The sequence below is a fragment of the Desulfomicrobium orale DSM 12838 genome (assembly GCF_001553625.1).
Taxonomy (GTDB): Bacteria; Desulfobacterota; Desulfovibrionia; order Desulfovibrionales; family Desulfomicrobiaceae; genus Desulfomicrobium; species Desulfomicrobium orale.
This window is the reverse complement of sequence record NZ_CP014230.1, coordinates 1,786,842-1,807,723: the sequence shown is the minus strand read 5'-3', so window position 1 is coordinate 1,807,723 and position 20,882 is coordinate 1,786,842. Positions and strand designations below refer to the sequence as shown.

Genomic DNA, 20,882 nt, shown 5'->3' with positions numbered 1-20,882 from the left:
AAGCTGAAAGGCAAAACATGCCTCTCAGTCGTCCATCCAAAAATAAACTGCTCTCTACTCTCCGAACAATGTTTTCCAGACGAACAGGTGTCACAAAAATAGCTTGACGCTTTTACTTTGGGTACATAAATGTTCTCTCTCAACGACGCGCCCGTAGCTCAGTTGGATAGAGTGCCTGACTACGAATCAGTAGGTCGCATGTTCGAATCATGCCGGGCGCACCACGTAATCAAGGAGCAAACATTGTTTGCTCCTTTTCTCTATATCTTGGAACGATTATTCTTCCCGTATGTTCTTTGGAAGGGGCCGCCCTGGTTTCGACGGGGGTGATGAGGCCAAAGTTGCAGGCCGAGGGGCTGGGAGGTCCTCGTTAAAACCCAGCACGAACATAATTGCCAACGACAATTATGACTACGCAATGGCTGCCTAGTTATTAGGCAAACATTGCTTGGCGGCATAGACCGCCACATCCGTGCGGTGGATGTCTGATAAGCCGTATCCGGGTGTCACCCCCATCAGGCTGGCGAGAGGCCGCTGTCTGGACAGCTAATCGCGAGATTTTATCCGGGCTGGTTTGCAGGACGCCCGATCAGGGGCAAGCCCGCGAGCAAGATGCAAAACCTGATCTAAGCCTGTAGATGCTTTGCGCGGAGCATTCTCGGACGGGAGTTCGATTCTCCCCGGCTCCACCAACAACCTGTTTCAAGTAGCCCCACAATGTTTCAAAAGCATTGTGGGGCTTCGCTTTTTGGAATTTTCTTGTTCTAGGCTCAGGCCTCATTAATTGTAAAAATCAGGAAAGTTGGTTAGTTGTGCTCAAGGAGGACGCCATGAGCCAACTTTTCTACCTTTCTGCCGAACAACTCGAACGTATCAAGCCCTTCTTTCCACGTTCACATGGTATTCCGCGGGTCGATGACCGGAAAGTCATCAGCGGCATCATGTATGTCATCAAACATGGCCTGCAATGGAAAGATGCACCGCATGAGTATGGCCCGTACAAGACGCTCTACAATCGTTTTTTGCGCTGGAGCCAAATGGGCGTCTTCAACAATATTTTTACCGAATTGGCAAAAACAGCGGGACAAGATGGCCAGGTGATGATCGATGCGACCCACCTCAAGGCGCATCGTACCGCAGCAAGTCTGCTTAGGCACAGGCCTCATTAATTGAGATAGAAAATGACGGAAGCCGCGAGGCACAGAGCTGAAAAGAAGGTATGCGCGCAGCGGTCATAACGCATGGCAATTCTGCGCCAGTCCTTGATCCTGCCAAACATGACCAAAGATCTTGTGCCGCTGTTTATACAGATCGTTATCGTACGAGCAGGCTTTCTTTCGGTTCCTTCTGGGAGGGATGCAAGGCGTAATACCTCTGGCGAGCAGGGCGTCACGGGACCAGTCGGCGTCGTAACCACGGTCCGCCAGAAGCTCCCTGGCCTCGGGCAAAGCATCTATGGCATCCATAAGCAGGGCGGCTCCTTTGTAGTCGCTCACCTGGCCTTCTGTGAGCTTCATGACCAGGGGCCTGCCGTGACCGTCGCAAACAGCATGGAGTTTGGAGTTCAGACCGCCCTTTGTGCGTCCGATGCAGCGGGAAAGAGCCCCTTTTTGAGCAAGCTTGCGGCGGTACGATGGGCTTTGAGGTGGGTCGCATCGATCATCAATCGTCCATCTTTTCCCGCTGTTTTTGCCAATTCGGTAAAAATATTGTTGAAGACGCCCATCCGGCTCCAGCGCAAAAAGCGATTGTACAGCGTTTTATACGGGCCATACTCACGCGGTGCATCTTTCCATTGCAGGCCATGTTTGATGACATAAATGATGCCGCTGATGACTTTCCGGTCATCGACCCGCGGAATACCATGTGAACGTGGAAAGAAAGGCTTGATACGCTCGAGTTGTTCGGCAGAAAGATAGAAAAGTTGGCTCATGGCGTCCTCCCTGAGCACAACTAACCAACTTTCCTGATTTTTACAATTAATGAGGCCTGAGCCTAGCCTGCCGAAACGAGGCCCAGGGAAAAAGCGGCAGGCAAAGCTTTATGTTTGGATTTGAAACGGAATTTGTGCTTCGGGGCTTTTGCGGCGCACAGGCCGTACATTTCGGCGAACAGATCCTTGAAAAAGCCTGCGGGGCGAGAATTGTTCGCGTCAGCAAAGGTCGAGCGGGCCACGTTTTTCAGTCCCCAGTGATACAGGCGGTTTCCCGCAGCCTCAAGGCAGCGCAGGCCATCGCGCATGGAACGTCTTGCGGCAAGCTGGATGAAGGCCATGACCGTGAACTGCTCCTTGAAACCAAATTTACGCGACGAGCGCCCGGTTTTGTGCCGTCTTTCGAGTTTCTGAAAAACATGTCTGGGAATCAGAGATAGCGTCTGGGAGAATAGTGTATTATGGTGACTCAAGTCCAAAATCTCCTTGTGTGGCAAGATGTTGTGGTGATTTCTTTTACCACATATCGCTGAGATTTTGGACTCTTTTCTTATCCCTTAGCCGGACAGCAATGGTCTTGACTGATAAACAGGGGAAAGCAACCGAATATCTCTGGATGAACTTCGATCCGGATCAACTCTCCCATTCCGCACGGAAAAGTATGCAGACAGGCGCAATGCAAACACATCAAAAAAGAACGATCCAGACAGAAGGGCAAATCACACTGGCCATACGAAAGCTCCGTGCGGAAGAAAAAAAAGTGACTCGAACTGCTGTTGCGGAGCTTGTCGGAATTTCCCGCGAGCAGATCAGCAGGAGATATTCCCACCTGTTTTTGTGATGTTTTTGGGGGATTTCCGGATGTTTCTTCAAAGGGCATATATCACGCTTGAGGAACGCTGATGCAGACCAATCGTTCATCGGACCAGGAAATATTTCTGGCCATCGGTATATTCCTGATAATTTTCATCGGCATTCCGGCCCTGTATGCGGCAAAAGCTTCGGTGGTGAACGGTTTTTTGCTTTCTGTCTGCAAGGTGCAGCTCCAGGTTTTCGCGGTTTTCTCCACCGAAGCCGATAAAGCTCTGGCGCTGCTGGATGGGATTGATCCTGGTTCCGCGACCTGGGACCAGATGACCAGGGTTTTAAGTTACACGGGCAAGTGGGTGCGCTGGCCATTTGCCGGCCTGCTTGTCTGTCTGGGAGGCCTTGGCGTTTTTCTCGGCCGCACCGGAGGACTTGTCCGAAAATTCGGCATGAAAACGCTCCTGGAGAACAATGCCGAGGTGTTTCCGTGCCTGGCGCCGGTGGTCGGGCGCGGGGATTACCTGCTGTCCAGGACGTCTTATGACAGTGGGCCGTGGATGCTGGCCAGAAGTCCGCTCCAGTTCGCGGCCGCGCACGGCATCCTTACAGACGCCCAGGGGCAGGCCTGGGATGAAGCGGACTTGTTGCGCGAAGGCCTGGGCGATACGGATCTTCCTGCTTACGGTCGGGCAAAGTTCGACACCAGGAAAGCCTTTTCCGTATTTGTGGCCCAGCTCGGCGTCCCTCACCGAAGTTTTTCAGAAATGCCCCTTCCGCGCCGTGCTATGGCCGCCGCCCTGGTGGCCTATGCCGCCGGCGCAAAGGAAGAAGGGATTTCTTTACTGGACAAGGTTTCCGCATCCTATACGGAGCAGGAAGGCAAAGCGCCTCGATGCGCGGTCCTTGAAAATTCTGAGTTTCTGGAGGGTCTGGGCAAGCTTTTCACGCAGCATTCCCATGTGGCCGGGTCTCTTGCCCACGGATTCGAGTTGACCTGGTTCATGGGGCTTCTGACTCTCGCGCGGAAGAAGGGAGTATTGGCCTGCTCCCAATTCCTCTGGTTGCGCCCCCTTGATCGTCCGCTGTGGTACGCCCTGAACCAGGTCGGTGGACGTGTCGCCTGGTCAGAGGCATCTGCCGCCTGGTCGCATTATCAGGTGGAGATTCAAACTGGAAAAGCCTTGGGAGAAGCTTTCGTCGAAAATGCCGTGCTTGCACTTCATGATGTCCTTGCCGCGCAGGGGTGGCTTGCCCGAAAGAAAGACACACCCCGCCCGCCAGATGCCGCTACCGATAAAACCAATCCACCCGCAAGGCAGGCTCCGGAAGTGGAAGATTCCATGGAGCCCTTACTTGAACCCATACCCGAGTTCCCAGAAGAGACCGATGAAGAGTATTATGCCAGACTCAGCCAGGAAGGCGTGTAGGATACAGTTTACAAGGCTGTCTTGGCGTGGGCAGAAAGGGCTGCCGGGCTCTGCGCCTGACAGAATTGACTGGAGGGAAGCATGGATTTGCAGATGAAACTTGAAAAAATAGACCAGCTCAAAAAGGTCCTTAATGGCGTGTCCCATTTCGATCTTACGGATAAAGACCGGGACCACCTGAACCTGCAATGGACCTACAACAGCAACGCCATCGAGGGTTCCACGCTCACGATACAGGAAACCCAGCTTATCAGGGAAGGCGTCAGTGTCGGGGGGCACCATGTCCGGGAGATCCTTGAGGTCGTCAACCATGAAAAAGCAATCTGTGAAGTCGAAAGGATGGCCCACAGCGGCGCACCCCTCCAGGAGGAAGATATAAAACGCCTCCACGGGATCGTGCTGCGTACAATCGACGACGTGAATGCCGGAGTCTACAGGAAATCCGATGTGATGGTTGTCGGCGCTGTTTTTCGGCCTCCCCAGTTTTACAAGATAAAGGACAGGATGGCCGGGCTTATTGACTGGTATCAGCAGCCTTCGGATCAGCATTTTGTCCTGAATGCGGCGGAACTGCATACCCGCTTCGTGCGTATCCACCCATTCATCGACGGCAACGGCAGGACAGCCAGATTGCTGATGAATTACGAGCTGATGAAAAATGGCCTGCCTCCTGCGGTTATCAACGTGGAAAACCGGAAGCAGTATTATGAGGCTCTCCACGAGGCCGATTTACGATCCGACCACAGGCCTCTGGCGGACATTATTTGCGACAGCCTGATACCGCGCATGGAAAACATGCTCCAGCAAAGGCCTCAAAGTCCCCAGAGAATGAGATAATGCGAAAACTCCGCGCCATTGACGACCAGGAGACGCTCGACCGGAAACGGCTTATCCGGGACGTGCGGCCGTTCCCCAACCGCGTTGCCGCTGTCCTGCGCGTGCCCGGAGTGCAGCTCGCGGGTATATTCCTGCCTGCGGGCGTCATTGCTGTCCGGCTAAGGGATAAGAAAAAAGTCCAAAATCTCAGCGATATGTGGTAAAAGAAATCACCACAACATCTTGCCACACAAGGAGATTTTGGACTTGAGTCACCATAATACACTATTCTCCCAGACGCTATCTCTGATTCCCAGACATGTTTTTCAGAAACTCGAAAGACGGCACAAAACCGGGCGCTCGTCGCGTCAATTCGGTTTCAAGGAGCAGTTCACGGTCATGGCCTTCATCCAGCTTGCCGCAAGACGTTCCATGCGCGATGGCCTGCGCTGCCTTGAGGCTGCGGGAAACCGCCTGTATCACTGGGGACTGAAAAACGTGGCCCGCTCGACCTTTGCTGACGCGAACAATTCTCGCCCCGCAGGCTTTTTCAAGGATCTGTTCGCCGAGATGTACGGCCTGTGCGCCGCAAAAGCCCCGAAGCACAAATTCCGTTTCAAATCCAAATTGCTCAGTCTGGACGCCACCACCATAAAGCTTTGCCTGCCGCTTTTTCCCTGGGCCTCGTTTCGGCAGGCCAAGGGCGGCGTCAAAGTACATACCTTGCTGGATCACGATGGCCATATCCCGGCTTTCGCAACCGTCACCGACGCCAAAACCCATGAAAGCCGCATAGCTCAGGCTATGGAGTTGCCCAAAGGCTCCATCGTGGTCTTTGACAAGGGCTTCACCAGCTATCCCTGGTTTCGGATCCTCCGGGCAAAGGGCGTCTTTTTTGTGACCCGGCTCAAGCGCAACGCCGTTTTCAAACTCCTGGAGCGCCGCCTCGTGAATCGCAAGACCGGCGTTACTTCCGATCACATCATTGAAGTCTCCAGCCGGGGAAAATCCTTACGCTTGCGCCGTATCGGCTATCGTGACCAGGAAACCGGGAAACACTACGAATTTTTGACCAACCATTTCCGGCTTTCGGCGAAAACCATCGCCGACATCTATAAAGACCGCTGGCAAATCGAGCTCTTCTTCAAGGAAATCAAACAAAATTTGCGCATAAAGACCTTCGTCGGCAACTCGGAAAATGCGGTTCTGATCCAGATTTACACGGCCCTGACGGTTTACCTGCTCCTCGCGTACCAGAAATTCCTCAGCCGTCTCGGACTCTCCGTACAGCAACTCTTCCAGCTCATTCAACTCAACCTGCTCGGCGAGGCCTCCTTGGATGAACTCCTGAATCCCAGACGACAAAAATTCGATAATTCATATAACTTCACACTGTTAGATTGCATCGCTTAGCCGGACAGCAATGGATTGAGATCATGTTTGGCAGGATCAAGGATTGGTGGAGAATAGCCATGCGTTATGACCGCTGCACGCATACTTTCTTTTCAGCTCTATGCCTCGCGGCTTCCGTCATATTCTGTCTCAATTAATGAGGCCTGAACCTAATGGAAGACGCCTTCATCGCCCTCATCGGCGACGAACGGCGGAAAAAGGAGGAAACATGATCTCGCCGCGCCGTCTGGCCGCCCTGTGCGCCAAGGAAAGCCGCCAGATCGCCCGCGATCCCAGCAGCGTCATCATCGCCTTGGTCCTGCCGCTCATTTTGCTGGTCATCTTCGGGTACGGCATCAATCTGGACTCCACACGCATCGTCCTCGGCCTGTGCGACGAGGACGGCGGGGCGGAAGCGGCGGCTCTCGGCGCGCATATCTCCGGGTCCGGCTATTTCGACGTGCGCCGGGGCAGCCACACGGAACTCGACGCCCTGCTCGAATCGGGACGGATCAGGGGCTACGTGCTTCTGCCCCAGGACTTCTCGCGCAGACTGGAAGGAGACACCGCGCCAGTCCAGGTGATCACTGACGGAGCCGAGCCCAACACGGCCGTTTTCGTCAGCGCCTTTGTCCGGAGCATCTGGCAGGAGTGGCTGCTCGGCCGGGCCCGGGACAGAGGGGAAAGCATCGCGGCCGGAGCGGATGTCCGGCCCAGATACTGGTTCAACGCCGCCGCTGTGAGCCGCCATTATCTCATCCCCGGCTCCATCACCATCATCATGACCGTCATCGGGGCCATGCTGACCTCCCTCGTGGTGGCCCGCGAATGGGAGCGCGGCACCATGGAAGCCCTGCTGGCCTCTCCCGCAACCCGCACCGAACTGCTCCTGTCCAAACTCATTCCCTACTACATTCTGGGCATGGGCTCCACGGCCGTGGTCTCCCTGTCCGCCGTGTGGATCATGGGCGTGCCTTTTCGCGGCTCCATCCCGGCCCTGTTTCTGGTCAGCTCCGTGTTTCTGCTCAGCATGCTGGGCATGGGACTTTTCATCTCCACGGTCATGCGCAACCAGTTCGACAGCGCCCAGGCGTCCCTGAACGCCGCCTTCCTGCCCACGGTCATGCTTTCCGGAGCCTTCTTCGTCATCTCCAGCATGCCCGCGCCCATCCGGGCCCTGACCTGGCTATTGCCGTCGCGCTACCTGGTCACGGCGTTACAGACCATTTTTCTGGCCGGAGATATCTGGAGCATCCTGCTGCCGGACATTCTTTTTCTGACGGCCGCAAGTGCCCTGTTCCTCGGGCTCACCGCCCGGAAAACCGCACGACGCCTGGACGACTGACCATGATTCTCATCCGCATTCTGGCTCTCATCCGCAAGGAGCTGCAAATCCTTCTGGCCGATCCCCAGAGCCGCCAGCTGGTCATCGCGCCGGTAATCGTGCAGGCTCTTCTCTTCCCCCTGGCCGCCACCCTGGAAGTCAAAAACAACACCCTGGCCGTGCTGAACGAAGACGGCGGGCACATCTCCGAGGAACTCGTCCAGCGCCTGGCCAGGGCCGAAGCCTTCACCCGCATCCTGCACCTGTATTCCGCCGACCAGATTGCCTCCGCCATGGACACCCAGAAGGCCATCGCCCTGGTCCGCTTTCCGCAGGACTTCTCCCGGCGTGTGACCCAGGGCCAGACAGTCCCGCTACAAATCCTGCTGGATGGACGGCGATCCAACAGCAGCCAGATCGCGGCCGGATACATTCAGGAAATCGTAGCGGACTACTTCGCCGAACTATCCGCGGCATCGGGCGGGCGGCCCCTTTCCGAGATCGTGGTCCGCCACCGCTACAATCCCAACCTGGACTACCAGTGGTTCATCCTGCCCAGCCTGGTGGCCGTGATTCTGACCGTCAGCGCCCTGATCCTCACCGCCCTGTCCGTGGCCAGAGAGCGGGAACAGGGCACTTTCGAGCAGCTGCTGGTCTCGCCCCTGACACTGGAGATGATCATGACCGGCAAGGCCGTCGCCGTGCTGCTGGTCGGGCTTTCCCAGGCCAGCATCATCATCGCGGCCGCAGTCTTCGTGTACGGCGTGCCCCTCTCCGGCTCACTCCTGCTCATCTACGCCAGCGCCATCCTCTACTTTCTGGCCCTGGCGGGCATCGGCCTTTTCATCAGCGCCCTCTGCTCCACCCAACAACAGGCGTTCCTGGGAGCCTTCTCCTTCATCATGCCCGCGATTCTCCTTTCGGGCTTCGCCTCACCCGTGGAAAACATGCCGGAGTGGCTGCAGGCCATCACCTGGATAAACCCCATCCGGCACTTCGTGGTCATCGTGAAGAGCGTGTTCCTGAAAGATGCCTCGCTGACTTTCGTGCTGGAAAACTGTGTGCCGCTGGCGCTCATCGCCGCCGCCACTCTGATCGCCGCCGTGATTATTTTCCGTCGGCGGTTCGGATAAAAGCTTCAGACGGCGGAGCTTCCACCCGGATTTGAAAAGAGAAGCGAAGGCCCGAACACGCAAAAAGCCTCCACGGTTTCCCGTGAAGGCTTTTCCGCCGAAGGCCGGAAGATGCGTTACTTCAGGCCGGCCGTACCCTGAAAGGCCAGAGAGACGATTTCGTAGTCCACGCGGCCGCGCGGAATCTGCACCGAGACCTCGTCCCCTTCGCGCTTGCCGAGCAGCGCCCGGCCCACGGGAGATTCGATGGAGATAGTCCCCCTGGTGTGATCGGCTTCGTCCGGGCCGAGCAGCGTGTAGGTTCTGGATTCCCCGCTGTCCAGGTCCTCCAGGGTCACCGTGGCTCCGAAGACGACCCGGTCGCTTTGCAGCATGTCTATGTCGATCACATCGAAACGTATCATCCGCGACTCGATATGGCTGATTCTGGCTTCCAGAAGTCCCTGCCGTTCGCGGGCCGCGTCGTACCCGGCGTTTTCCCGCAGATCTCCTTCCTCGCGGGCTTCCTTGATGGCCTGAATGACTGCCGGACGCTCCTTTTTCAACTCTTCCAGTTCCTTTTCCAAACGCTTGAAGCCTTCGACTGAAATGGGAATCCTGCTCATGTCTTCCTGTGCCTGACGGCGCAAATGGGCCCAAATAAAAAAAGAAGCTTTGTTCACCGGGCACCCATGATGAACAAAGCATGGCAACATTGTTTCTTTGTACGCAGACACAGCCCCAATAGACGATGCCGCAAAGGAGGTCAACCTCCCTTCCTCTTTTCCGGGGAAGACGCCGGGTTGATTCAGAAGTCCATTGCGGGCATAGTGCTTGCCGTCAACGGACATTCACCTTCAACCTTCACAGGAGGGCTCATGCCCGCATCAAATTATACGCTTTTCAGCGGCGGCGCCCAGGGGGCCGAAGCGGAATTCGGCCGCATGGCTGAAAAATACGGCGTGCAGGAAGTGACTTTCGCCTTCGAGGGACACAAAATCGAACGTTCCAGAGGCCTGCGGATGCTGACCCCGGAAGAACTGATGCGCAAGGATGTCAGCCTGAGCTATGTGTCCAGGCTCCTGAACAGAACCTTCACCAACGCGCCCCTCATGCGTAAAATCCTGCAGACCATCATGTATCAGGTGGATTCTGGACACGAAATCTTCGTCATCGGAACCATCATGGAAGACGGTACGGTCAAGGGCGGCACGGGCTGGGGCACCGAATTCGCCAAAATCTGCAACAAGCCACTGTACGCCTTCGGCCAGGTGCGAAACGCCTGGCACAGATGGACCGGTGAGGCTTGGGAGCGCTGCGACACGCCCACCATCACCGCCCGGCATTTCAGCGGCACCGGAACCCGCTTTCTCGAAGACAACGGACGTCAGGCCATCGCCGACCTGTTCGCCAAGTCTTTCGGCAAATAGGCCGCCATATCCGGACGCTGTCCGGCCTTCCCGGGCAGGGATTTCATCCCTGCCTTTTTTCATTGCCCGGCCCGGCGCGAAGCAGAAGTTTCCGGATCAGACCTAAATCCCTGAGGCATGAAAATTCCGCTCCCGCTCCAGCAGAGCGCGTTTACGTTCCACACCCCAGAGATATCCGGCCAGTCCTCCATCCGTCCGCACGACGCGATGGCAGGGAACGACCACGGCCAACTTGTTGGCCGCACAGGCCCGGCCCACGGCCCGAGCCGCCGAAGGGGCTCCCAGACGGCGGGCTATTTCCGTGTAAGTGGCCGTCTCTCCGGGACTGATTTCCATGAGCTCCCGCCAGACCCGCAGCTGAAAGGCCGTACCGTTCACGGCCAGCGGCAGCGACGGACCACGGCCGGGATGCTCGACCGCTTCAACCACGCCTGCCATGATCTCCTTGCAGACTGCCCGATCTCTCGTCAGCCCGGCCCGCGGAAAGCACACACGAAGATGGCAGGTCAGAACGCCGGGATCATCCCCCAGAAAAACGGCGCACAGCTGCTGCCCGGTCATGGCGGCCAACACCCGGCCCAGCCAGCATTCCGCCACGTCGAAACAAATTCCCGTCTTCATTTCATGCGCATGCATGTCCGCCTCCCGCTTCGCTTTTTCCACCTTCCCGCCGGTTGACAGAGCAGCCCCGCCATGCTCATGGCCCGAAAACACCGGGTCGAAGGTCTGGCTCCCGCTCCGCGGCGGAATGCGGGACACTCCCGCAAAACACCTTTCCATAACACAAGGAAAACACATGCTCGCCTTTCTTGCCGTTCTCGCCATTCTCGCCGGCCTGACCGTACTGGTCTGGAGCGCCGACCGCTTCGTGGAAGGGGCCGCCGCCACGGCCAGACACTTCCGCATGCCGCCCCTTCTGATCGGCATGCTCGTCGTCGGTTTCGGCACTTCCGCACCGGAAATGGTGGTTTCGGCCTTCGCCGCCATTCAGGGCAGTCCCGGCATCGCCCTGGGCAACGCCTACGGCTCCAACATCGCCAACATCGGTCTCATTCTCGGCGTGACGGCCCTGATCCGGCCCATCGCCGTCCAGCCTCAGGTGCTGCGTCAGGAACTGCCCTTTCTGGCCCTGATCACCATTTTAGCCGCCTGGCTTCTGCGGGACGGAATGCTCAGTCGGTTCGACGCCGTCGTGCTGCTGGCCGTATTCGGCGGACTCATGACCTGGAGTATCCGCCAGAGCATGAATTCCAACTGGACGGAAGACGAAGTGGGGCTCGAATCCGATCCCATGTCCATTCGCCAAGCCGCCTTCTGGCTGACGGCGGGACTTGTCCTGCTGGTGGGCAGCTCCCGCCTGCTGGTGTGGGGAGCTGTGGAAATCGCACGTCTGCTCGGCATAAACGATCTCCTCATCGGCCTGACGGTGGTGGCCGTGGGCACGTCCCTGCCGGAGCTGGCCTCCTCCGTCATGGCGGCGCGCAGGGGCGAGGACGATATCGCCCTGGGCAATATCCTGGGCTCCAATCTGTTCAACACACTGGTCGTGGTGGGCCTAGCGGGCGTGATCCATCCTCTGGAAGCCGGTCCGGAAGTGCTTCTGCGCGATATTCCGGTCATGGCGGCCATGACCGGCTCCCTTTTCCTCTTCGGATACGGTTTTCGCGGACCCGGACGTCTCAACCAGACCAAAGGATCGATTCTTCTGGCCTCGTATGTTCTCTATACCCTGTTCCTGATCTGGACGGCTATCAGGACTGCAGGCTGAGCGCCACGCACGACGAGATCGTAAAAAATATGCTTGCGTTCAAGACCATCGGCCTTTTCATCCTCACCGCCCTAGCGGAAATCGTCGGATGCTATCTGCCCTGGCTCTGGCTGCGGGAGGGAAAATCCGCATGGCTGCTGCTTCCCGCAGCAGTCAGTCTGTCCCTTTTCGCTTGGCTGTTGTCCCTGCATCCCACCGCGGCGGGCCGCGTCTATGCGGCCTACGGCGGAATCTATATCGCCACAGCCATATTCTGGCTCTGGGCGGTCGACGGCATCCGGCCGACGGTCTGGGATCTGGCCGGATCGGCGGTCACCCTGATCGGCATGTCCATCATCATGTTCGCGCCCAGAACCTCCTGACGCGGAGCGCGGACAACAGACATTTCCGGTACGCGAACCATCAGGGCACAACAGGCAACTCCATGAAATACATGTTTTCCCAGCTCATGGCCCTCATGAATCAATCGAGGCAGAGCAACAATCTCCGGCTGCTGATTCGTTTCGTCATTATTCTGGCGGGCATGTTCGTGGTATACAGCGTGCTCTTTCATGTCATCATGGAAATGGAGGGGCAGAGGCACTCCTGGCTCACGGGCCTGTACTGGACCCTGACCGTCATGAGCACCCTTGGCTTCGGAGATATCACCTTCACCACCGATCTGGGACGCCTTTTTTCCATGCTGGTCATGCTGAGCGGAGTCATCTTCCTGCTGATCATGCTGCCGTTCACCTTCATCCAGTTCTTTTACGCGCCCTGGCTGGAGGCTCAGAGCAGGGCCCGAGCCCCGCGCAAGGTGCCGGACACCATGTCCGGACACGTCATCCTGACCCATTTCGACGCCGTGGCCCAAAACCTGGTGGAAAAGCTGGACCGGTACGGCATCCCGTACGTCATCCTCGCTCCGGACCTGCAACAGGCCCTGCATCTGCATGAAAGAGGACTGAACGTGGTACTGGGCGAAGTGGACGCTCCGGAGACATACACCCGTCTGCTCGTGCAGCACGCGGCTCTGGTGGTGGTCATGAACGGAGACATCGCCAGTACCAACATCATTTTCACCATCCATGAGGCATGCGACCAGGTGCCCACCATTACCAACGCGGATGACGACGACTCTCTGGACATTCTGCGCCTGGCCGGCAGCACCCACACCTTCCAGTTCACCAAAATGCTCGGACAGGTCCTGGCCCGCCGCGTGCTGGGACTCAGTCTGCAAGCCAACATCATCGGTCAGTTCGATGAACTGCGCATCGCTGAAGCTCCGGCCATGCGTTCCCCCCTTCAGGGGCAGACCCTGGCCCAGAGCCGCCTGCGCGAACTGACCGGTGTGAACGTGGTGGGCCTCTGGGAACAGGGACGCTTTCACCTGCCAAGTCCCACCACGGTCATCGGCCCGTCCACGGTGCTCGTTCTGGCCGGATCGCAGGAACAGCTCCGGGCTTACGACAAATTTGTCGGCTCGTCCGAAACGGACCGCTCGGAACAAAAACCGGTACTGGTGCTGGGCGGCGGCAGGGTAGGCATGTCCGTAGCCCAGACTCTGGGCGGACGCGGCATCGACTACCGTGTCGTGGAAAAAAAAGCCCGCACCACGGACGATGAACGTATCATTCAGGGCAGCGCGGCCGACCTGGATGTGCTCATCGAGGCCGGCATCAACGACACGCCGTCCATCATCGTCACCACCCACGACGACGACCTGAACATCTTCCTGACCATCTACTGCCGCCGTCTGCGGCCCGATGTACAGATCATCTGCCGGGCCAGCCTGGATCGCAACATCAACACCATGCACCGCGCCGGGGCCAATCTGGTCATGTCCTTTTCGTCTCTGGTCACCACCACCATCCTGAACCTGCTCAAGCCCGAAAAACTGCTCATGATCTCCGAAGGGCTGCACATCTTCCGGTCCACGCCCCACCAGAGCATCACAGGCAAAGCGCTCCACGACCTGCATGTGCGCGAGGACACTGGATGCAGCATCATCGCTATCAAACGGGAAGAACAGATGCACATCAACCCCGATCCCTCCACGGTGGTGACCGCCGAGGACAAACTCATCCTCATCGGCACGGCCGAGGCTGAACGCACATTCCTGGAGAAATACAGAGCCTCCTGAATGACGAAAAAGCCCGCAGGTCCTCCGGTTGTGAGGCGGCTGCGGGCTGAAGCAGGGAAAGTGTCGGGTGGAACTACATGGCTTCGCCGGAGTTCAGCTCGGCGATGGTGCGGTCGATGGATTCCTGAAGCTCGGCGGGCAGGCCCATGATTTCCACATTCAGAAAGCCGCGCACGATGGTGGAAGTGGCTTCGTCCTCATCCAGCCCTCTGGCCATGAGGTATTCGATTTCCTCTTGGGCGATCTTGCCCACGGCTGCTTCGTGAGACAGCTCCACGCCGGGCCTGGTACCCTGCAGTTCGGGAATAGCGTGAATGGTGCCTCCGCCCAGAATAAGCCCCTTGCATTCCAGATGGCCGCGCGCGGGCACGGCGTTGCCGACAATCTCTCCACGTGCGACAATGCCGCCACCGGTGGTGATGGTCCGGGAAATGATTTCGCCGCGCGTATCCGGAGCGTTCAGGATGATGCGGTTTCCCGTGTCCACGTGGGAACCCGGGGGCGTGACGATGACGGAATTGAAGCGCGCCACCCCACCCGGTCCGTTCAGGTAGATGGTCGGATAGGACTGCACGGATTTGACTCTTTTGAGCAGCACGTAATTGTTCTGCAGCACGCCGTTTTCCTCCACGATGCCCACGGTGCGGGGCCGGACCACGACCTCTTCGCCCCAGTTATGGATCATGGTGAAAGTCAGTCTGCCGCCCTTCTTGACGTAAAATTCCGAAATGCCCAGATGCAGGGCGGACACCACTCCGTGGGACGTGGCGCAGCCCGTGATGATGTGGACTTCGGAGTTTTCCTCCACCACCACGATGTTGTGCACGTTCTGACCTGTGTTCTCGCCCTTGATGAACAGGCAGGTCTGCACCGGCTCCGACACTCTGGCCCCTTTTTCCGTGCGGATAAAATACCCGCCGTGCAGTTCCTCCCTGGCCGCGGCCCGGGTGAAATCGTCCTTGTCGCGATCCAGAGCTTTCCAGAAGTATTCCGGCAATCCGTCATATTTCCTGAGCGCCTGACGAATACCCAGTACTTCCACGCCCTTGGAGGCGCTTTTGCAGTGCACGGTGGAATGATCGAATTGCAGAAACGTACCCGCGCGGCTGGCCGCCGAGTCCACATCCACGCCGACCATGCGCAGTTCGCGTTTGCCGTCCTCGGTCAGGCCGGAGAAATCTTTCAGTTCCGGGTTCTCCTTCCCGGAAAAGGCATAGGAGGACAAATCAACGGTCAGTTCAGACATCTGATGCACTCCTTGTAGCCGTGCTTACCGATATGATCGAGGATGTCTCTGGGCCGGATGGGCCGGGTGTCACAGCAGAGCACGCCGTCATACATCACCTGTCCGCGATCGGCGTTCACGTAGTCCAGAATGTATCCGGTATGAGTGATGATCAGACCGGAAGTTCTGTTGCGGCGGCGCAAATCCCGCATGCAGGCGTCGGGCGAGGGAGTGGTTGCTCCGTCCAGCAGGAGACGGGCCGTCTTGCCGATAAGTGCCATGTTTTCCAGATCCACCCCCGACTCCGGCTCATCGAAAAGAATGAGGCTCGGATGCTGGGCCATGAGCTGGAGCAATTCCGAACGCTTGATCTCGCCGCCGGAAAAACCGGCGTTAATATCCCGATCCAGAAAATCCTCGAAATTGACTGTTCTGGCCAAGCCGTCCACGTCCACCTCCCGGTCCCGGGCGCACATGGAAACCAGATGCCTGGTCTTCAGGCCGTGAATGGTCGGCGGACGCTGGAAGGACATGCCCATGCCGAGCCTCGCCCGCTCATAGGTGGGCATATGCGTGATATCCACACCTTTGAAAAGGATCCGCCCGGAGGTCACGGTGTAGCCGCTGAAACCCATGAGCGTCATGAGCAGCGTGGTCTTGCCCGAACCATTGGGGCCGAACAGGATGAACGTCTCTCCCTCGGCGATGTTCAGGTTGATCCCCTTCAGGACTTCCCTGCCGCCGACGCGCACGCGCAGATTCTCTATCTGAAGCATAAACGGGCCTTCTATGTCATGGATTTGTCCCGACGGACAAGGCGAGGAAGTAATAAAGCCCCCTGTAAATGTCCAATCCGATGACCGGGACCACGCATTGAAAACGCACTTCTCATCTCTTGGCATTCCCGGGGCGACGCGATAGGCGGGCGGTGTCAAAAAACCGGAGGCTCTTTTGTCTCTCACCGAGATCTTCCTCGTGGCCGTGGCTCTGGCCATGGATGCCTTTGCCGTGGCCGTGGCCTCGGGCGTGGCCCTGCAGACAGTGACCGCCCGCCAGACCTTCCGCCTGTCCTGGCACTTCGGGCTTTTTCAATCCCTCATGCCCGTGCTGGGCTGGGCCGGGGGTTTTGCCGTGCGGGACTATTTTCTGCGCCTCGGACACTGGATCGCCTTCGCCCTTCTGCTGTACATCGGCGTGCGGACCATCCGGGAAGGATTTTCCCACGAAGACGAAGACACCTGTCAGGACCCCACGCAAGGCACGCGACTGATCATGCTCTCCGTGGCTACCAGCATCGACGCTCTGGCCGTGGGTTTTTCCCTGGCCATGCTCAGCGTGTCCATCTGGCTGCCGTCGGCCGTCATCGGCCTGGTAGCCCTTGTCTTCACCGCTCTGGGTCTGCACCTGGGCAGGCTTCTGGGATGCGCCACGCGCATGGGCCACCGGGCGGAAATACTGGGCGGCATGGTGCTTCTGGCCATTGGCGGAAAAATTCTGTGGCAGGGACTATAAGGCACCCATCAAAAGGCATGCTTACTGCATTGGCGCATCCGAATAATTAACGGAATTCTCTCTGAAGGAGAAAGCACGTGCGCCATACCTCTCCCGGGTTCACCCTGGTGGAACTCCTGATTGTCATTGCCATCATCGGCATTCTCGCCGTTATCGCTCTCCCACAGATGACTAAATATAAAAGGACAGCGTTACTGGCACAGGCCGAATCGGACCTGCGCAACTGTATGACTGAAGCGACAGCACAAAAAATCACGAATGGCACCAATTCCCTGGATTGTTCCGTCATATCCGGCAATCGCCTGCACTGCACCGTAACGACTCTTGCAGGCAGCGGGCTCATCTCCCTGACCAGTCCCTGTTCCAACATATATGACGGTCTGACCATCTCCTGTAATGTGACAAATAATGTCGGCAGCTGCCAATTCTGACCCGCGCACCGTGCCTATGCCTTCGTCTATTTCATCCCAGATGCCGCGGAAAAGAAGCTCCCTTTGCATTCTGAGCCTCACGATTCTGCTCGTTTGCTTTTTTGCGGCCAAGGGTCTCGCTCTGGAAAAGCCATATCCCTGCATTAGAGAAAACTCTCTAATCAGCGTGCACGAAGGTTCCCTCTTTCTGCCTCTGGGTCACGCCTATTCACTCCTGGGTGACGCCATCTCCAAAATTCCGGTATCTCTGCCTGAAAACGAGCGTGAAGCGGCATTGCTCCGCCGGATGCCTCCGCACACCGCACACGCTCAACGCCCCGTCTGGATGGATGTGGTCACAGGCATACTGGCCGCTGCCCTGCTTCTGCTGGCCGCATACACATATTTCATGCGCCGCAGACTGCAATCAGAGAACAAACTGCTGGCCGAGAGCAGAAACCGTCTGCTGGGCCAGATCGACAATCTCCAGTTCATGGCGGAGGCCGCCGGTATCGAATACTGGGCATACACCGACGGCCTATCCCAAGAGTATGAACCGCCTCCCATCCCCTCATGGGACTGCACCCTCCGCCTGGAGCCGGACACATTGAACGTCTGGGCGGAAATGATCCATCCCGCTGACCGGGACCACGCCTTCTCCGCCTTCATGGAGTACATTCATTCGGGCAGCCGGGAAGTCCATGAAGCCGAATATCGCATGCGCGCGCAGGATGGAGCGTGGCGCTGGATGCTGGTCAAGGCCGTAGCTGTGGCCTGGAACCCGGAAGGGAAAAGTTCGAGGGTCCTCGGGCTGAAACTGGACATCCAGAAGATGAAGAACGCACAGAAAACCTCTCTCGCCTCTCAAGACATGGCCAGAGCCCTTCTGGAGCAGAGTTCCAGATTCATCGGTCTAGTCAGTCCCAAAGGCTCCGTCGTGGCCATGAACCACGCCAGTCTGCGCCGGGCGGGTGTTTCCGACAAAGATATCATGGGGCGGTATTTCTGGGATGCACCATGGTGGGACGACCAGCACCACGCCAAATCCATTCTGGAGGATGTTTTCCGCAGGGTCCGTTCCGGAGAGAATGTAGACTGCGAAATGACCTACCTGACTCCGCAGGGGGAGCGCTTCCCTCTGGAATTGAAGGCCTCGCCCTTCCGGAATGATGGTGGCGGGCTGCAGTACATTGTCGTCGAGGGGCACGACCTCTCGGAGATCAGGGCAAACCAGACCGAACTGCTGGACAGCGAGCGGAAATTCCGGGGCGTCTTCGAGAATTCCCCCTGCGCCATCGCCATCTCCCGCTTTGCCGACGGCGGATACATCGACGCCAACAACGCCTTCCTGGAAATGATGAATATTTCCCGGCAGGAGCTCCCCCAGTTTGTCACCTCCGAGATCGATTCCTTCCCCCCGGAGCATGCCCTGCGGATCCGCGCCCTGCTGCAGGAAAACCGCCCTGTTCACTCCATGGAAACAGTCATGTACCGCCCCGACGGGTCCACCTGTCACGTGCTGTATTCGGGCTCCCTGATCACGCTGGGCGGACAACTCTGCGTTCTCTCCATCACCTGGGACATCACCCGCCTGAAGACCATTCAGGACATGATGGTGCAGTCGGAAAAGATGCTCTCGCTGGGGGGCATCGCCGCCGGTATCGCTCATGAGATCAACAACCCCTTGGGAGTCGTACTCCAGGCAAGCCAGACCCTGGCCCTGCGTCTCAAATCCAGTTTTCCCAAGAATCAGGATACAGCGACGAAAATCGGACTGGATATGGAACTGCTGGACCGCTATCTTGAAGCCAGAAAAATCCACGACTTTGTCAGGGATATCGAATCCGCCGCCGCCCGGGCCGCCGATATCGTACGCCACATGCTCGATTTCAGCAGAAGAAGCGAATCCCGCACTTCTTTCTGCTCGATTCCGGCCATTATCGACCGTGCCCTGAACCTTGCGGCCAGCGACTACGATCTGAAGAAAAAGTATGATTTCAAACGGATCCAGATCATCCGCGATTACAATGAATTCCTGCCGGAAATCACCTGCACGGAAACGGAGATCGAACAAGTGCTGCTGAACCTGCTGCGCAATGCGGCCCAGGCCATGATGGACGCCAACCCGCCCATCGCCGAGCCACGTATCCGCATCACGGCACGTCTGCAGGCACAGGAGCTCCGCATCGAAATCGCTGACAACGGTCCCGGCATCACCCAAGAGAACCGTAAGCGCATCTTCGAACCCTTCTTCACCACCAAGGCAGCCAGCTCCGGCACAGGACTGGGTCTGTCCGTATCCTACTTCATCATCACCAAGGGACACGGGGGGAGGATGCATGTCCTGTCTCCGCCCGAAGGCGGCACGACCTTCATCATTGAACTGCCCTGGAAGGACCCGGCCCCGGAAGAAATGCCGCCCGTCCAGGCGGACCGGCATCTCTATGGCCTCGAAGATGTTGTGGTCCATGATCAATACGGAAAAAATCAATGAACACCATTCTTGTCATCGATGACGAAGCCGGTCTCCGGCGCTCCCTGTGCGCGTACCTGGAAGACCTGAACTATGACACACTGACCGCCTCCAACGGTCTCGAAGGTCTGGAAGTCCTGCGGGAACGTCTGCCTGAACTGTGCGCCGTCATTGTCGATCTGAACATGCCTGTCCTGAACGGATACGGGTTTCTGGAGAAGGCCACTGTCGAGGCCCCGGAACTGCCCGTCATCGTTCTGTCCGGCGTGGGCGTGATCGAGGACGCCCTGCAGGCCGTGCGTGCCGGGGCCTGGGATTTTCTGACCAAACCCATGTCCAGCATGGGCGTTCTGGAACACACGCTGACCAAGGCCATGGAGAAGGCCCGCCTGATCCGCGAAAACAACGCCTACCACGCCGGGCTGGAAAAGCTGGTCCGGCAGCGCACCGCTGAGCTGGAACGCACCCGCCGCCAGATCATGCACCGTCTCAGCCGGACCGCGGAATACAAGGACAACGAAACCGGGCACCATGTCGTCCGGGTGGGGGAGATCGCCGCCGTTCTGGCCCAGGCTCTGGGCATGGATCAAATCCTGTGCGACAACCTGCGGGACTGCGCGCCGCTGCACGATATCGGAAAAATCGGCATCCCGGACCAGGTTCTGCTGAAGCCCGGCAAGCTCGATCCCGAGGAATGGAAAATCATGCAGCGGCACTGCATGTACGGCTGTGAAATCCTGGGGCCCCTGGCCAGCAAGGAAGAAGCCCACAGAAATTGTGAATCATGGCAGGAAGGCAGCGGAGAAGACAATGAACTGCTCGATCTGGCCAGGATACTGGCCCTGCTTCACCATGAACGATGGGACGGCAAGGGGTATCCTTTCGGTCTGGCCGGAGAAGATATTCCCATCGAGGCCCGCATCGTAGCCCTTGTCGACACCTACGACGCCCTGGCCAGCGAACGGCCCTACAAACCGGCCTTCCCTGAGGAAAAATGCCTGGACATCATCCGCAACGAATCGGGGACGCATTTCGATCCGGCCGTGGTCCGGGTCTTTCTGGACAATATCGACGATATCCGGGCCATCCGCCAGAAGTGGCAGGATTAGACGAACAGGGATTCTTCGCAGC

General features: G+C 57.8%; 19 protein-coding genes, 1 tRNA gene, 1 other RNA gene and 3 pseudogenes. 18 read left to right on the top strand and 6 right to left on the bottom strand.

Going from position 1 to position 20,882, the window contains the following annotated elements; translation table 11 throughout:
• Window positions 1-147 precede the first annotated feature (147 nt).
• From AXF15_RS08295 to AXF15_RS08285, 3 genes and pseudogenes are all read left to right on the top strand, one after another.
• Window positions 148-224: transfer RNA gene (locus tag AXF15_RS08295), tRNA-Arg, on the top strand.
• Between the two features lie 78 nt (window positions 225-302).
• Window positions 303-692: a transfer-messenger RNA gene (ssrA, locus tag AXF15_RS08290) on the top strand.
• A gap of 138 nt (window positions 693-830) precedes the next feature.
• Window positions 831-1,148 (top strand): annotated as a pseudogene (locus tag AXF15_RS08285) (transposase); the annotation flags it as partial.
• Between the two features lie 17 nt (window positions 1,149-1,165).
• Here AXF15_RS08285 and AXF15_RS13530 read toward each other — a convergent pair.
• A pseudogene (locus AXF15_RS13530) lies at window positions 1,166-1,933 on the bottom strand (IS5 family transposase).
• Window positions 1,934-1,995: 62 nt separating this feature from the next.
• Window positions 1,996-2,406, bottom strand: coding sequence for a DUF4372 domain-containing protein (locus tag AXF15_RS13525; RefSeq protein ID WP_169793633.1), 411 nt, complete (start codon window positions 2,404-2,406; stop codon window positions 1,996-1,998).
• 98 nt (window positions 2,407-2,504) lie between these two features.
• Between AXF15_RS13525 and AXF15_RS08265 the strand changes: the two genes are divergently transcribed.
• The 7 genes and pseudogenes from AXF15_RS08265 to AXF15_RS08235 all read left to right on the top strand — a co-directional run bounded on the left by AXF15_RS08265 (window position 2,505) and on the right by AXF15_RS08235 (window position 8,832).
• Window positions 2,505-2,774 (top strand): helix-turn-helix domain-containing protein, encoded by a 270-nt coding sequence (locus tag AXF15_RS08265; RefSeq protein ID WP_066605884.1) that lies wholly within the window; start codon window positions 2,505-2,507, stop codon window positions 2,772-2,774.
• A gap of 61 nt (window positions 2,775-2,835) precedes the next feature.
• A complete protein-coding gene (locus AXF15_RS08260; RefSeq protein WP_066605881.1) occupies window positions 2,836-4,167 on the top strand; it encodes a secretion/conjugation apparatus DotM-related subunit in 1,332 nt (443 codons plus the stop codon).
• A gap of 81 nt (window positions 4,168-4,248) precedes the next feature.
• Window positions 4,249-5,004 (top strand): Fic family protein, encoded by a 756-nt coding sequence (locus AXF15_RS08255; protein WP_066605878.1) that lies wholly within the window; start codon window positions 4,249-4,251, stop codon window positions 5,002-5,004.
• 246 nt (window positions 5,005-5,250) lie between these two features.
• Entirely contained in the window at window positions 5,251-6,396 is a 1,146-nt protein-coding gene (locus AXF15_RS08245) for an IS4 family transposase (protein WP_083517946.1), read from the top strand.
• A gap of 14 nt (window positions 6,397-6,410) precedes the next feature.
• Window positions 6,411-6,533: pseudogene (locus AXF15_RS14035) on the top strand (IS5/IS1182 family transposase); the annotation flags it as partial.
• 71 nt (window positions 6,534-6,604) lie between these two features.
• Entirely contained in the window at window positions 6,605-7,720 is a 1,116-nt protein-coding gene (locus AXF15_RS08240) for an ABC transporter permease (protein ID WP_066605865.1), read from the top strand.
• 2 nt (window positions 7,721-7,722) lie between these two features.
• Window positions 7,723-8,832 carry an ABC transporter permease gene (locus AXF15_RS08235; RefSeq protein WP_066605863.1) on the top strand — a complete coding sequence of 370 codons (1,110 nt, stop codon included), beginning with the start codon at window positions 7,723-7,725 and terminating at the stop codon, window positions 8,830-8,832.
• A gap of 116 nt (window positions 8,833-8,948) precedes the next feature.
• Here AXF15_RS08235 and greA read toward each other — a convergent pair whose 3' ends face one another.
• Window positions 8,949-9,437, bottom strand: a complete 489-nt coding sequence (greA, locus tag AXF15_RS08230) for a transcription elongation factor GreA (RefSeq protein WP_066605861.1) — start codon at window positions 9,435-9,437, stop codon at window positions 8,949-8,951.
• A 252-nt stretch (window positions 9,438-9,689) separates the two neighbouring features.
• Here greA and AXF15_RS08225 point away from each other — a divergent pair, with 252 nt between their 5' ends.
• Entirely contained in the window at window positions 9,690-10,241 is a 552-nt protein-coding gene (locus AXF15_RS08225; protein WP_066605858.1) for a hypothetical protein, read from the top strand.
• A gap of 102 nt (window positions 10,242-10,343) precedes the next feature.
• Here AXF15_RS08225 and AXF15_RS14285 read toward each other — a convergent pair whose 3' ends face one another.
• The gene (locus AXF15_RS14285) at window positions 10,344-10,877 is read right to left on the bottom strand and encodes a methylated-DNA--[protein]-cysteine S-methyltransferase (protein WP_169793632.1); all 534 of its coding nucleotides are present in this window, start codon (window positions 10,875-10,877) and stop codon (window positions 10,344-10,346) included.
• Window positions 10,878-11,037: 160 nt separating this feature from the next.
• On the opposite strand from AXF15_RS14285, the gene AXF15_RS08215 reads away from it, so the two are divergent.
• From AXF15_RS08215 to AXF15_RS08205, 3 genes are all read left to right on the top strand, one after another.
• Window positions 11,038-12,009, top strand: a complete 972-nt coding sequence (locus AXF15_RS08215; RefSeq protein WP_066605853.1) for a calcium/sodium antiporter — start codon at window positions 11,038-11,040, stop codon at window positions 12,007-12,009.
• Window positions 12,010-12,038: 29 nt separating this feature from the next.
• Window positions 12,039-12,371 carry a YnfA family protein gene (locus AXF15_RS08210; protein WP_066605850.1) on the top strand — a complete coding sequence of 111 codons (333 nt, stop codon included), beginning with the start codon at window positions 12,039-12,041 and terminating at the stop codon, window positions 12,369-12,371.
• Between the two features lie 62 nt (window positions 12,372-12,433).
• Window positions 12,434-14,131: a potassium channel family protein gene (locus tag AXF15_RS08205; RefSeq protein WP_066605847.1), complete on the top strand. Its 1,698-nt coding sequence runs from the start codon at window positions 12,434-12,436 to the stop codon at window positions 14,129-14,131.
• 73 nt (window positions 14,132-14,204) lie between these two features.
• Here the strand turns inward: AXF15_RS08205 and AXF15_RS08200 are convergent, their stop codons facing one another.
• A complete protein-coding gene (locus AXF15_RS08200) occupies window positions 14,205-15,377 on the bottom strand; it encodes a SufB/SufD family protein (RefSeq protein ID WP_066605844.1) in 1,173 nt (390 codons plus the stop codon).
• Window positions 15,365-16,132 carry an ABC transporter ATP-binding protein gene (locus AXF15_RS08195; RefSeq protein WP_066608848.1) on the bottom strand — a complete coding sequence of 256 codons (768 nt, stop codon included), beginning with the start codon at window positions 16,130-16,132 and terminating at the stop codon, window positions 15,365-15,367. The genes AXF15_RS08200 and AXF15_RS08195 overlap by 13 nt, the downstream gene beginning before the upstream one ends.
• A gap of 175 nt (window positions 16,133-16,307) precedes the next feature.
• Between AXF15_RS08195 and AXF15_RS08190 the strand changes: the two genes are divergently transcribed.
• The 4 genes from AXF15_RS08190 to AXF15_RS08175 all read left to right on the top strand — a co-directional run bounded on the left by AXF15_RS08190 (window position 16,308) and on the right by AXF15_RS08175 (window position 20,860).
• Window positions 16,308-16,868: a manganese efflux pump MntP gene (locus AXF15_RS08190; protein ID WP_417926389.1), complete on the top strand. Its 561-nt coding sequence runs from the start codon at window positions 16,308-16,310 to the stop codon at window positions 16,866-16,868.
• A 77-nt stretch (window positions 16,869-16,945) separates the two neighbouring features.
• A complete protein-coding gene (locus tag AXF15_RS14725) occupies window positions 16,946-17,299 on the top strand; it encodes a type IV pilin protein (RefSeq protein WP_066605838.1) in 354 nt (117 codons plus the stop codon).
• A gap of 166 nt (window positions 17,300-17,465) precedes the next feature.
• The gene (locus tag AXF15_RS08180; RefSeq protein WP_169793631.1) at window positions 17,466-19,772 is read left to right on the top strand and encodes a PAS domain S-box protein; all 2,307 of its coding nucleotides are present in this window, start codon (window positions 17,466-17,468) and stop codon (window positions 19,770-19,772) included.
• Entirely contained in the window at window positions 19,769-20,860 is a 1,092-nt protein-coding gene (locus AXF15_RS08175; RefSeq protein WP_066605834.1) for an HD domain-containing phosphohydrolase, read from the top strand. The genes AXF15_RS08180 and AXF15_RS08175 overlap by 4 nt, the downstream gene beginning before the upstream one ends.
• The last annotated feature ends 22 nt before the right edge of the window (window positions 20,861-20,882 follow it).